This is a genomic window from Kineobactrum sediminis (assembly GCF_002868715.1).
GTDB lineage: Bacteria > Pseudomonadota > Gammaproteobacteria > Pseudomonadales > Halieaceae > Kineobactrum > Kineobactrum sediminis.
The window spans coordinates 560,528-573,321 of sequence record NZ_PKLZ01000003.1 but is presented as its reverse complement, the minus strand read 5'-3'; the positions used below and the strand labels follow the sequence as shown (position 1 = coordinate 573,321).

Annotated in this window: 9 protein-coding genes; 2 read left to right on the top strand and 7 right to left on the bottom strand. The window is 51.2% G+C overall.

Features of this window, described 5'->3' with window-relative positions:
• Positions 1-127: 127 nt before the first annotated feature.
• The 3 genes from CWI75_RS07860 to CWI75_RS07850 form a co-directional block, all read right to left on the bottom strand.
• Complete coding sequence (locus CWI75_RS07860; RefSeq protein WP_101520906.1) at positions 128-628, bottom strand: cupin domain-containing protein; 501 nt, start codon at positions 626-628, stop codon at positions 128-130.
• Positions 629-1,118: 490 nt separating this feature from the next.
• Positions 1,119-2,369 carry a thiolase family protein gene (locus CWI75_RS07855; protein ID WP_101520905.1) on the bottom strand — a complete coding sequence of 417 codons (1,251 nt, stop codon included), beginning with the start codon at positions 2,367-2,369 and terminating at the stop codon, positions 1,119-1,121.
• The gene (locus tag CWI75_RS07850; RefSeq protein WP_101520904.1) at positions 2,366-3,916 is read right to left on the bottom strand and encodes a class I adenylate-forming enzyme family protein; all 1,551 of its coding nucleotides are present in this window, start codon (positions 3,914-3,916) and stop codon (positions 2,366-2,368) included. Before CWI75_RS07850 ends, CWI75_RS07855 begins: the two co-directional genes overlap by 4 nt.
• 92 nt (positions 3,917-4,008) lie before the next feature.
• Here CWI75_RS07850 and CWI75_RS07845 point away from each other — a divergent pair, with 92 nt between their 5' ends.
• Both CWI75_RS07845 and CWI75_RS18815 read left to right on the top strand, forming a co-directional pair.
• Positions 4,009-5,247, top strand: coding sequence for a cytochrome P450 (locus CWI75_RS07845; protein WP_101520903.1), 1,239 nt, complete (start codon positions 4,009-4,011; stop codon positions 5,245-5,247).
• 320 nt (positions 5,248-5,567) lie between these two features.
• Positions 5,568-6,167, top strand: a complete 600-nt coding sequence (locus tag CWI75_RS18815) for a TetR/AcrR family transcriptional regulator (RefSeq protein WP_101520902.1) — start codon at positions 5,568-5,570, stop codon at positions 6,165-6,167.
• 860 nt (positions 6,168-7,027) lie between these two features.
• Here the strand turns inward: CWI75_RS18815 and CWI75_RS07835 are convergent.
• The 4 genes from CWI75_RS07835 to CWI75_RS07820 all read right to left on the bottom strand — a co-directional run bounded on the left by CWI75_RS07835 (position 7,028) and on the right by CWI75_RS07820 (position 12,550).
• Positions 7,028-7,483, bottom strand: coding sequence for a cupin domain-containing protein (locus tag CWI75_RS07835; RefSeq protein ID WP_101520901.1), 456 nt, complete (start codon positions 7,481-7,483; stop codon positions 7,028-7,030).
• Positions 7,484-7,624: 141 nt separating this feature from the next.
• Positions 7,625-8,014: a metal-sulfur cluster assembly factor gene (locus tag CWI75_RS07830; RefSeq protein ID WP_101520900.1), complete on the bottom strand. Its 390-nt coding sequence runs from the start codon at positions 8,012-8,014 to the stop codon at positions 7,625-7,627.
• Complete coding sequence (locus tag CWI75_RS07825; protein ID WP_101520899.1) at positions 8,011-9,090, bottom strand: amidohydrolase family protein; 1,080 nt, start codon at positions 9,088-9,090, stop codon at positions 8,011-8,013. The genes CWI75_RS07830 and CWI75_RS07825 overlap by 4 nt, the downstream gene beginning before the upstream one ends.
• A gap of 502 nt (positions 9,091-9,592) precedes the next feature.
• Positions 9,593-12,550 carry a UvrD-helicase domain-containing protein gene (locus CWI75_RS07820; protein ID WP_101520898.1) on the bottom strand — a complete coding sequence of 986 codons (2,958 nt, stop codon included), beginning with the start codon at positions 12,548-12,550 and terminating at the stop codon, positions 9,593-9,595.
• Positions 12,551-12,794: the final 244 nt, after the last annotated feature.

The following is a 12,794-nucleotide window of genomic DNA, read 5'->3' as shown; positions in this document are numbered from 1 at the left end:
TTCCTCAATATTATTAGTAAGTAGTTGAGTCAACTTTGCAGGTTCCGTGTTCCTTGTTGCTAAAGATTTCAAAAGAATCCACGAAAGAATTGGCTTGAAACGACATCGACCTCAGCTTCTGAAAAGTTTAGTGTCTGTCAGAAACTCCCTCCGCACCTGGAGCCTTCATCAGATCAATAAAGAAATCGATGCCGAGTTCAGTCACCTCCAGCGTTTCGGGATCCTGTGACCGCAGTATGGCCTCTTGTCCAGGGGAACCTATAAGAACAGTCATCACAGTAAAACCTGTATCGCCTGTTGTTGGCGCATGAGTAGATCCGGGGGTTTCAAATGCAAAAGATCCTTTGTGAAGCTCAATATCTCCGTATGCCCAATCACCTTGCAGTGTGTACGCAATGGCAGTACATAAATGTTCATGCATCGGAAATACAGAGTTTGGGCTCAACTGGTAGAGGAACACCGCGATATTGTTAGTTTTATCGGCATGAAGCACCTTGACATAAGACCCACCAAATTCACCCATAGCAACCCAGGGCCGATCTTCACTATGGATAAAAATATCATCCGGCAACTGAACCATTGGCCATTTAGTCCCCGGCGAGAGATCACTTGATCCTGGCGTGCTCATAGCATTTCTCCTTATTTATCGCGTTATAGGATAGATGTGATTGGAGCTTATTATAGTTTTTCACAATAACCAAGCGTTAGCTTGATTTTTTTTGTGTACTTCATGTTCTCTTATTTCGTACGCGTGCCCTATGACCTCAACGTTACAAACCTCCCAAAATAATGGAAGCCTGTTTGCTCTTCAGGTACACCGACCGCGCAGCCAAATTAACAAACCGATAAAGCCCGTCCGCGATCTGAAATGACCGGGCAGCGACGCTCCAGTATCGTCGCTGGTCCACTATCAGACGGTTAGTGGCAGCGCACTGACTCTATCCACCGACAGAGCCGCGCTATAGCCCACAATTACTGCCAGAAATACTGGTGATGACATGTCGATCCTCTACTCATCGCTTCTCGTCCGCGCATCCCTAGCCAGGCCATACCTTTTGAGACATGTCCACTGCCACTGAGGGAAACGGTACCAAGCAGTACACGGTCCATCACGTCGTCTATGCCCGCTGTAGGATGATTACCGAGCAGGCCGCCTCGTCAAAGCCGATCACGCCACCGCCGTTTTCGGCCAGGGCGGTGTGTGCACCGTTAACTTGGCGTGGGCCAGCCTCACCGCGGAGCTGCTCCACCAGCTCTGTAATCATGGAAAGTCCAGTAGCGCCCACTGGGTGCCCCTTGGATACCAGGCCACCGGAAGTATTTATCGGTAGACAACCGCCAAGGCGGGTGGCGCCACTTTCGATGAAAGCCCCCCCCTGCCCGTCCTCGCAAAAACCCAGCATCTCTGCTTGATAAATTTCACAGAAGGCCGTGGCATCATGCACTTCGGCAACGTCAATATCCGTAGGGCCAAGGTCAGCTTGACGATACGCCTTCTGAGCCGCAGTTCGAGACAACCCCGGCTCATCGAGATCGCGATACTTGCCGCCCGATAGCGTCGTCGCTAGTACCCGCACCGCACGTTCGCGAACCGCCGCAGGGAGTGCGCGCAACTGTCGCCCAGATACCAGCAGCGCCGCCGCCCCGCCGTCACCAACAGGAGCGCACATGGCCCGCGTGAGGGGCCATGACACCTCACGATCGGCGAGCACCTCGTCCACGGTCATCTCGAATCGATACTGGGCGCGAGGATTTAGCGCCCCGTGACCATGGTTTTTTGCCGCCGCCGCTGCAATTTGTGCCCGGGTCGTGCCATGGGTCTTCATGTGGTAGCAGGCCTGCATGGCGTACGTATCCATGAAGATGGAGCGACCCGGCCCCGGCGCAAAGTTTTTGCCCGCGACAGCACCCGCTTGGGCGTAATAATCCTGCCACTCCTGCGGGTCGTATTGGTCTATGCCACCGGTAAATAGCCTCGCAGACTGCGCCGGATCGTCGGGGTAGAAGGTTTTCTCCACACCGATGGCCAATACGGTATCGGCAACGCCTGCGGCAATATCCTTCCAAGCGCCGTTCAGTGCCATCGAGGCGGTAGCGCAGCCGCCCTCCACATTTATCACCGGCACACGCTCGGGGAACATACCCTCGCGCACCAGCGGAGTCAGGCAAACTTGCCCACGAATGCTGCCCTGCTCCTCCACCCACATCCCGCAGTTGCCAAACCAGCAACTATCGATAACGCTGCCGCACTCCAGTCCCGCATCTGCCAGAACGCCAGCGTAGGCTTCTCGTGTCAACGTCTTTACGTTGTCGCCAGGGCGCTTGCCAAAGTCCGTACTGTATACACCAATGAGGTACACTTCGCTCACAAGGCCTCCCAGTACGGAGCACGGAGCTCACGCTTGATGACCTTGCCCAGAGCATTACGCGGGAATTCATTCCGCAACTCCACCGATTTCAGTCGCTGTGCTTTGGCGAGACGCTCGTTTGCCCAGGCCAGCAGGCCAGCGATATCGACCTCACAGCCCGCAACTGGAATCACCAGCGCCAACGGCGTCTCGCCCCACTTCGGGTCGGGTATCCCTATGACTGTCACGTCGGAAACGTCGGGGTGGGCGCCAAGCACCTCTTCGATATCTTTGGGAAACACATTGAACCCACCAGAGATAATCATGTCCTTCTTGCGATCGAGGATATACAGGAAGCCTTCCTCATCGACCGTGCCGATGTCACCGCTGCGCAGAAAGGTGCGGCCGCGCTCGTCACGCCAAATGGCGGCATCCGTTTCCTTCAGCTGGTTGTGGTAGTGCTTCATGAGGCCACCACCGTAGCCGACGATTTCACCAGGCTCACCCGCCGATAGCTCGCGACCATCCTCATCGACAATTCGCAGATCAAAGCCGATCACCGGCGTACCCACAGAACCGCGTTTGTGTTGCTGCTCCGGTCGGCACATTGTTGCGAAGCCTTCAGAAAATCCATAGAGCTCGAACAGGCCAGCACCCAGACGCTGAAGAATGGCATCCTTGGTGTCCTGCCGCAGGGGCGAGCCAGCAGAGAGCATATAATTCAAGCTGGAGATATCTGCTTTATCCAAGTTGTCGCTTTCCAGAACGCCAATATACTGGGTTGGAACCATAAACGTATGGGTCACACCCTCGCGGGCTACCAATTCTAAAAAGCTAGCGGGGGTAAAGCCCTCCATAACCACCACTGTAGCGCCAACAAATAGAGGCGGCAGCAACATAAACCAAGTACCATTGCTGTATAGAGAGGTGGTGGCTAGAGCGATGCTGGTGTGGTCCATGCGCAATTCGAGGGCATTGGAGTAAGACCAGTGCTGCCGCGCCCGGTGTGTCTGCACAATACCCTTCGGAGTGCCGGTGGTGCCGGAGGAGTAAATGATATTGAAATCGTCGTCGAGATTATAGTGAACCGATGGCTCTCCTTCACCAGCACCTACCAGCCAGTCATCCAGAGCCCGCCACCGACCCCTTCTACTGCATGAACAAACGGTCAGTATTTGATCCTTGTGTACCGTCTCGGCGAGCGCTGCATCAGCTAATGCCTGCGTGGAAGCATCCGCAAACAGTACAGCGGCCCCAGAATCCGTCAATAAAGAAGCCACCTGCGACGCGGTCAGCATGGTACTGATAGGAACAACACATGCCCCAGATTTGATGATACCGAGCAGCACGACAGCGGTTTGCGCAGAATTGTTCATTAGCAAGGCAACTTTGGCTGGCTTGCCAGCATTGGCCTCTAAAAGCCGGTTGGCGACACGATTACAACTCGTATTCAATTCGCTCCAGGTGAGCCGTTGATCGCCACAGACTAGCGCGGTCTTGTTAGCTCTAAAGCGGGCGTGACTCGCCCACAGCTCCGGTAAAAAAACTTGTGTGTCATCCAATGCCATGGTTAACCCTCATCATTTACCAAGTGATCGCTTGGTTGAATTGACTTTAGCTGATAACATACCATTATCTACAAGCTATGCAAGGGGCAACTATGTCGACCGACAAAGCAAGTACTCAGAAGGGTGTGCATTACGACCCGAGAAATCAGACAACAATTAACGACCCTATTCCTGTACTGCGCACACTACAGGAACATGCTCCTGTCTACTGGTGCGACGCGCTTCGTGGATGGGTGATCACCCGGAATGAAGACGTCAAGGGAGTATTGCGAAACGATAACTTTTCTGCAGATCGCATTACCCCTTTTTACGAGGCACAATCGCAGGAACGTCAGTCATCAATACAACAACTCATTCGTTACCTAAATACATGGGTGGCTTTCAAGGATCCACCTGAGCACACTCGGCTACGCAAGTTAATGAAGACCGTGTTTTCCCCAGAAACCGTAGCAGGACAGCGCGGCGTTGTAGAGCGCTCGGTGAAGCGCCTCATTGACCGCCTGGAAGGTCAGGACAGCTTTGACTTCATATCTGAGTTCGCCTTCCCGTTACCGGCGATGGTTATCCTTGATCTTCTCGGCCTTCCCGAGGAAGACATGGACGATCTAAAGACATGGTCTAACAAAATGCAATTATTTATTGGCAGCGCCACCACATCGCCAGAAAAATATGATCTTGCGGAAGAGGGCGCAATACGTATGGCTGCTTATTTCCGCGATATAATTGTAAAACGGGAGCAAAACCCAGGCGATGACTTGATCACTCATCTCCTCGCGCTACGAGAAGTGGACGATGCGTTAACTGAAGATGAAGTCATTGGCACTTCCATGTTGTTTCTATTTGGAGGCCATGAAACCACAACGAATCTGATCGGCAATGGTGTGCGTGCCCTGCTTCGCCATCCTGAACAGCGCCAGCGTCTCATTGATGATCCTGATCTGATAGAAAGCGCCGTCGAGGAAATTTTAAGATACGATGGACCAACTGGCGCCTCGGTGCGGATCGTAAAGAACACCCACAGCCTGCATGGGGTGGAGCTCACTGCGGGAGAGCGTGTGTTCGTCATGATTAATGCGGCGAACCATGATCCACGCGCCTTTAAGGATCCAGAAATATTCGACATCACTCGCTCGCCAAACTTACACTTAACCTTCAATTTTGGCCCACATTTCTGTATGGGAGCTCCGCTAGCCCGACTAGAAGGACAGGTGGCCATCGGAGAGGTGCTGAGACGCTTGCCGGGATTGACACTAGCTGCGGAAAATTATGATTACATGGACACTATGATCATGCGAGGGCTAAGGGAGATGGCGGTAAAAAATGTGAGGTAACTGGCAATAAAGATACTGGAAGTGGCACAAAGTCAGCTTTCATTTGTCCTAGCTTACAGAGACGGCAAAAGGTGAATATTTTACAACCTTTAGCGCAAAACAACGGAACCTCGCAAGGGGTAGCGCCACCAAACTAGTGACAATTTTGGTGGCGCTACTGATGATTTATGCTATTGTATCGCGCCTGAAACGCATGACCCTAGTAAAGGGTGAATCAGATTCGTAGTGGAAAGGTTCTTCAATCAGTATTATTACTTTTATAGTTCGTTTATCTGACATTCAAATAATCTAAACAACTACTTAAAGAGGGGCATTTTTAGGTGGCGAAAGCGAAGACCGCAAACCAAGACAAGAGCAATCGCCGCGATGATGTTCTTGAGGCGGCTGCTAGACTGTTTGCAGCCAAAGGCTACGCAGCGACGTCCATTCGTGATATTGCTTACCAAGTGGGCATTCTATCGGGGTCGCTTTATTACCATTTCGCTTCCAAAGAGGAACTCCTTCTTGAGGTTCACGCGCGCGGTGTCACGCAGGTGACAGAGGCAGTTCAAAATGCTCTAGCCAACTCAACAGAAGAACCTTGGTCGCGCATGAGCGCAGCCTGCCACGCCCATCTAGAAGTACTTCTTGGCGATAGTCCTTTTTCTCAGGTCATAACACCTCAATTTCCAGGCCATTTTGATGGGGACGTTCGAGCTACGCTACTAGCCCAGCGCGATGGCTACGAGGAGATGTTTCGTGCGCTTGTTAAAGCGCTACCGCTACCCAAAAAACTTGATCAGCGACACTTTCGACTAGCCTTGCTAGGTGCTCTGAACTGGACACCAACTTGGTACCAAACTGGTGGGACCGATACTCCATCGAAAATTGCTTCCGGTATAGTCGACGCATTCAGGTTCCAGCTGGACCCAAAGGCATAAGAGAAATTACGTTGGCCATAATGGCTGATCGATCTTGCCATGAGGTTCTTGAATCGTTTAGGCAGAAGGTTCAGTGTTTGTGGCACCTTTGCCAAACACACCCTACGCACTGTCGGGGGAGTCGCTCCAGCTTGAATTCCTTCGAGTACTGCTTTCTTATAGTCATTTCCAATTTCCAGTTATGGGTATTATCCCTTAACTGGCTTCGTCATATCCATTGAACTACTTCAACAGGCTTGACGGTACATTCCCGAGCCTGCCGCTCAAGAGCCCGGTGCTAAGAGGATGCACAAGCTTCCATACCAACTTCAGCGCCAGGCGTGGCTTGTTTGCTCGCGCATCGAGCCACCGACCTCACTTGGGGTTGGCCTGCCACTAAACTTGGTCATGACGATCCACTCCGTGCATGTTAAAAATAGACTTTCGATATCCACACCGACTCTTGTAATCTTTATACGGCTTCCCCTCATCCTCTGAATAGTTGGTTGCCACATTCTGGCGCAAAGACGAAGAATTGGTAGGGTGAGAAGACCATTCAATTGCTTACGCTCTGTTTTTATCTAGTGTCGGTCCATGAAATAACCAGCACCTAAATGTTGCCAGGGTAAGCCGAACAGCGGTGCTTGTAGCTGCGGCACATAATAGCCAGCGCATCGCCGAGGTGCACCTGGCTCCAGACTAAGTGACCCTAACGACCCGGGAACAGATTTTTGGCTCTAGAACTGTAACGTAGGAAAATGACTCACTCTTTCGAGTACACCCTACGCGCCGCTCGCCTTTGTCCCCGGAATCGCTACGACACTCAATGCCTGCATGAATTTCATGCTGGCATTTCACACGACTATCACATTTGCATCCACCTATACGGGCTGATAATACTGCTTGAAGAAGTCGAGAGTAAGTGTATCCACCACATTATCGTCGTCATCCAGTATATCTAGCATCTCCGGACCCGTGCCCTGGAAGCTTGCGTAAACTGTCATCCCTTCCGCTGAGGCAAATGGCGTATGCGCGCTTCCCGGGGGTTCATAAGAAAACGTACCTGGAAAGTGCATCTCCTCGCCTTCCCGGTAACCCCAAAGACCCTCAAGGGTAAGCGCGACCGCCGTACAGCGATGGTTGTGTTTTGCGAATTCTCTATGCGGGTCTTGCCGAAAGAGAAAGTCCACGCGATGACGCCTATCGTCGACGGTCAATACCTTGATAAAATTGCCCGGCTGACCATCGACTTCGCACCATTCGAGCAAGTTGCTGTTTACATTCTCGATCTCACCAAAGCTCGTGCGCATTTTCTCTTCAAGTATATTCAAAGCCATCAGATTCTCTCCTTTAGTTACCAACTAGATTACTAAACTAATATTACGGTCATTAAACTGGCGTTTCGTTCCCTATACCGTCCAATAGATCTTGGAATTTTGCAATTTTATTAACGGTCAGCTAAGCAAACGCGAAGCCTATCAATTACTTACAGCAATCAGATCAGCAGGAGACGCCAGCGTTGATAGCATTTCTTTTTCACGTTGGCTTCTGAGTGCCCGAAGCCGAGCGCTAGCATCTTCACTCATCCTATCCTCGGACCACCAAATATCAAACGTACTCTCAACTGTGACTTTTTGAACAAAATCTAACGACATCAGACTCTCTTCAATTCCATGCACGATCTGAAAATAGAATAGACAGGCAGGATCAGTCAGAAGCAACCGCACATGAGCATGACCATCTGTTAAACAGATATCACGAACAAGACCCATCTCAACAATATTCAGCCGTGTCCCATTGAATTCGCTGCATGGATCGAGGGTATCAGCGAGCGCTTTGTAAATTGCATCATGATAAACTTCGGTCATTGTTGGCCTCCCCCGCGAATCGCGCTCCAAGGTTTCACATGCTCACTTTCGGTCGCTCTCTTTTGCCCAACAGGATCATTTTTCAGTTTTTCTTTAAGTTCTGCCACATCCAACCCATGCAAACGACACCAATTCTCCCCAAGTATCTTATGCTTTATTTCCTGCGTAAACTCTGGATAGCCATATCCGGTTCTTAAGTCCTCCGGCATTTCGAATTCTAGCAACGCGTCGATGATGGGTTGAGGATGTACGAATGAACAACCAGAGGCGAACATTAGTCTGTCAGCTCCACCCCAGTACAAAAACGTGCCAATGACCTCAGCAAATCTACGTGGGTTATTAATGATCAGGCTGTTAGTAACCTCCAAGTTCACCCATACGTTAGGGAACCTCCCTAGAAGAAAAGCCGCTTCTTCAGTGAATGCAAAACCGCCATGCACAATTTCAAAATTCATTTCGGGAAACATAGCAGCCACTTCGTCTACGTCGTCTGTTCGATAATGACTAGATCGAGTAGGCCCGAAGGGAATCGCTTTGTGAACTGCTATACTGCGGATGCCCAGTTCCAGCGCACGCTCAACTAACGGAATGCCACTCTTCGGATCGTCAAGGCGCTCTGGAAGAGTTCGGCCTCTATGATATCGGGCTGGATAAAGCTTTAGAGCCGTCACACCCATTTCGCCAACATAGTCCTCCATCAAATCAATCGCCTTACTTCCCTCTAAAGGATTGATCTGCCCATACAGAACCACCCGATTTGGGTGGCGCTCCCGCATTCTTACTCCCTTGTCGAGCGCAACTAGGCCATCTTTGTAATAGTCGTGGAGAGGGGTCGAGTGATAAGCAATGACGTCGACATCGCTCTCTTCAAAAAATACTTGCTCTAGTGTGTCCGGATGCCAATCCGCGATAAATTCGTCTTCGCTCAACCGGTATTCATTGTCCGGTGATACTAAACAGTGCAATCCGTAACCCGCAGCACTGAAAGCGGCAGACCATTCACTCGCAGAGTTTTCCTCAGTCCAGTTATAAGCGTGCGCAACAGCATCTACCACCACCACATCATTATCAATCATATCGATTCATCCCTTTATTATATTAACAACCAAGCGCTTGATTGAAATTTGCCATAGGCGAAGCAACATTGTCAAGTGATTACATGGCACCGAGTTTCTTTAAGCCAATTGAAGTCATGGGCCATTTTGTGTAATGAGGCAGGCTTGTCATAAACGAAATCATGCAATTGATAGTTATTCGGGCTGGTGTGGGATGGCGCAAAATGCAACCCTAACTAGGCATTTTGGAATTACGCACTTCACTGGACAATATCAGGTTTCGGCCCTGGGCGTGTTTTCTCTGGTCTGAAATTTGGCCGACCGCTTATGACGACAATGTGTGTGATGGTGCCCCACACTGTATAGTGGTCCCTAAATTGCGGTCTCGTCCGGCTCCCTCGCGTTTAGCTAGGGAATCTCGGAATAACTCGTCGATTGTACAATAGCAGTGTTTCGTTGTTATGAACGGATTGTTTGCCATGGAGATCAAAATGCAGCCTTTCAACTCACCAGGCCTGCTCACTCAGTCTAATCCTTGGAAAACTTGAGCAGAGCTACCAGCCGGCTTCTTTGTCTTGTAGGTGCACCGCTCGTTCCCGCGGGCACCGAAGCCGGAACATCCCCAGAATTCGCCAAAGCTACCGCGTTGCAACCGCAGCGGCCGAGCACACTGTGGGCACAGGTACTCAATATGTGTGCAATCCTTACTGCGACATTGTCGTTGTAGATTCGCTTCAGCCATTACTCCGTCACACTCACCACAAGCTTTTGCTTTCGTGCGGCAACCGGGATACCCATTGCAGGTATAGTAGGTCTTGCCGTACTTGTACCGCTTGACTAGATATCCATCAATGCAATCGGGACATTTATAGCTGGCCCTATAGGCCTCGTGGAATCTGGGGGAACGAATGTCGACATCGCCGCCGACCATTAGCTCCTCCACAAAGACAGAAGGCGCTAGTGGGTCTGTTACTATGTACGACTTTTTGCGCGCGCGTGTCAGAGCCACATACATCAGTCGCCGCTCCTCCGAATAAGAAAATCCATCCAGACTGGGCAACAGAGCTTCCACTGGTTCTTCGGTCCGATTCTCCGAGGGAAAGCCAAAGCGCCCCTGACGAAAACCGGCTAGAATACAGTAATCAGCCTCGAGGCCCTTCGAACCGTGGAATGTCCAGTAGATAAGTTCCCGCCCGAGCTCAGGCGAACACGCGAGCGCCGCTCGAATATTATCGAGTACGAAGTTGTAGCGCCCTAATACTGCAATTGAGCCATCTGGATCATTGCGTCGGATTGTTTCCACGATGGCCCGAATTTTGGCGCCCTCATCAGTTTCATGCGCGACTTCTGACAGGCGTGTATCCACGACGTAAACCTGAGGCGAGTCTGCCATATCCGCCGTAGTTATCAGCTTCTTGTATTGCTCGGGGTTTTTCATCACGAAGTCACCAGCGACCTTCGCAATGGAATTATTGTAACGAAAGGTTTTCTGAATGGTGGCTTTCGAGGCGGTGCCGATCAATTGCTCAAACCGGGTCGTCAGCTCGAGCTTACCCCCACTGAATCGGTAAATGCTCTGCCAGTCATCGCCAACACAATAGAGCGAGGGAAGACTGACCTTGCCCATGATTGTGTTTAGCAAATCCATACGGAGCTGGGAAATATCCTGGAATTCATCGACCAGAATATACTTCCATGTTGGTTCAAATCGCACCTCCTCCACCGCGTCAATAGCATGAATAATCATGTCCTCAAAATCGATTTCACCTGTATCCTTCAATGCCTTGATATATGCGTCCAGTAGATGAATCAGGATCGGGTAGAAGTACTCAGCATTCGCGTATTTGGCTTGCTTGAAGCGGTTCATAATGCCGTCATGGGACAATCGTTCAAGGCGTACTGCAGAGATGGCGTGGTCGAATACTTCAGCGTACTGAGACACTCGATTAAGCTCATTGAGCCGATGATGAATTTCTGACCAGGAACGGGGATCGGAGACAACGCCCACCTCCTGCAATCGCGCTTCGAGCGACGCGTACAACATACCTTCACACCACTCGTAGTGGTAGGTCTCAAGCAGCGTGGTGCCATTGGCGCGATGGATCTCTCGCTTTTTTCGGATCCCGTCGTTGTAAGCCACTGCGTCAATATCCCTACGCGTATTGTCTTTACGATCGATGCCGAAGTGCTCTAAATAGATCAATGTTCCGTTTATATGGAAGTCAGGACGGTAAAGGTAGCCAAGAGAAGAAAAAGCCGTGCGATCGTAATTCGGCTCGTAGGTGTGCTCGATACCTTGGATGTAGAACCAGTTGCCGATCAGCAATTCCTGGTACGAGCGCACCTTGTCGCCATTAAGTGTTTCATAGACATTATCACGGTGAAAACGCTCGTACTCCCGCTGACTCTCGAACTCGAATGGATCACAAACCGGATGGATCGCTCCAATAAACTGGGTGATCGGTTCCGCGCCACCGTGCAGGTACTCATCCAGCTGCTTGGTTAACCACCGCTTGCGACTTGATGGATACTCCGCGAACTGGGATACCTTCGCGATGTAGCCGCTCTGCGCCATAATTTTCAGACCGATGGAGTGGAACGTAGATACTTGGGGCCGGGAATCGTTGGGGAAACGGCCAGGCATTACCTCCTGCATGACTTGCAGACGGTGATTCAGCCGCTCCTGCAGCTCCTCCCGCGCCTTGCGGGAATAAGCCAAGACAAGAATTTCCTCTGGTCGTGCCATCCCTTCTAGGATCATGTACAAAGTCTTCGCCACGATCACTGAAGTCTTGCCCGTCCCTGCCGCCGCCAGTACCAGGTTGCGATCGTCGTCGAGAATCACTGCCCGAGTCTGCTCCTCAGTAAGCGGATTGGATTCGGCTGATCTAAAAAATGCCGCGTGTTCTTGTGTTTTCCGCTTTACAAAGGCTTCGCGCAATCGCGACTTGTGCGCGCTGAGCGGGTAGACATCCTCCAGCCATTCGTGAGCTTTTCTTGAATCGCGCGAGAGTCCGCCATAGAACCGCCTTGACCGGCTCACCATAACATTGATCTGAGCATCCAAATGCTCAATATGTGAATCCCGCAGGTAAGCACCCATTAGGATCGACGATATCTCTGCCTTGAAAGAAGACGCCTGTTCGCCAACCCAAGCTGAACAACGCTCTCGAAAGCGCTGTATCGTTGCCGCGTCACAGCCTTGCCGCAGCCCACGTACTCGAAGAGTTTGATCGCCAACCTGAAACACTAGGGTGTCCCACAGCAACCCTGACTCGTGCTCAGGGGTAGCGCTAAGCTGCACCAGCTTAAAGGCGGACACTCCGGAACGGGCGGTAATCTGAATCCTGTCCTCATCGAGCGTAACCCCTACAGGACGGCCCAATAGGGCGAACCAAAAACCGGCACTAAAATGTAGGCGCTCGGGAACGATCATCTGATCAGACTTGGCAGCCTTGCTTTCAGAGTGAGCGGCCTTCACTTGCGCGCGCCGACCACGGTTCTTTTCCAGCCAACCCGCTTGAGCGCGGTACGGGACATCCTCCGGCAACTTAAACTATTGATTACGCCCTTGGCAGGCAGAAGATATACCCCACGCTCGCGCTTTGACCTCCAGCGCTTGTTATTGTGTGTTCCGTAAAACAGACGAGTCAATATCCCTGCCTTGGTTATCTCCCAGGTACGGTGGTCGTTAGCGATACAGTCCTCCCGCCTTCCTGGTAAGC